1 protein-coding gene is annotated in these 266 nt (G+C 37.2%); it reads right to left on the bottom strand.

Going from position 1 to position 266, the window contains the following annotated elements; genetic code table 11:
• Positions 1–81 precede the first annotated feature (81 nt).
• Positions 82–266 (bottom strand): winged helix-turn-helix transcriptional regulator (locus tag SB717_RS36560; RefSeq protein ID WP_410907946.1); only part of this gene is annotated, 185 nt, incomplete at its 5' end.

The raw sequence follows: 266 nt of genomic DNA, 5'->3' as shown, positions 1-266 counted from the left end.
TACTTTTCTTACTTCTATAAACAAAGAAAAAACGTAAGGAATCCCTTACGTTTTATTAAATATACGAATACAAATGAAATGCTACTTCATCCATTTCTCAGCCCAATTTTGGACCTCATCCATAACACTTTCTAACGCTTTTCCCTTGTCAGTTAAGCCATACTCGATTCGAACTGGTACTTCTGGATAGACATTACGAACTACAATGCCCTCGCTTTCCAATTCCTTCAAACGCTCTGACAACATACGATCGCTCATATTTGGGA

It is taken from the genome of Priestia sp. SIMBA_032 (assembly GCF_046535215.1).
Classification (GTDB): Bacteria; Bacillota; Bacilli; order Bacillales; family Bacillaceae_H; genus Priestia; species Priestia aryabhattai.
The sequence above is the reverse complement of the archived record's forward strand: the minus strand, read 5'-3'. Positions and strand labels throughout refer to the sequence as shown.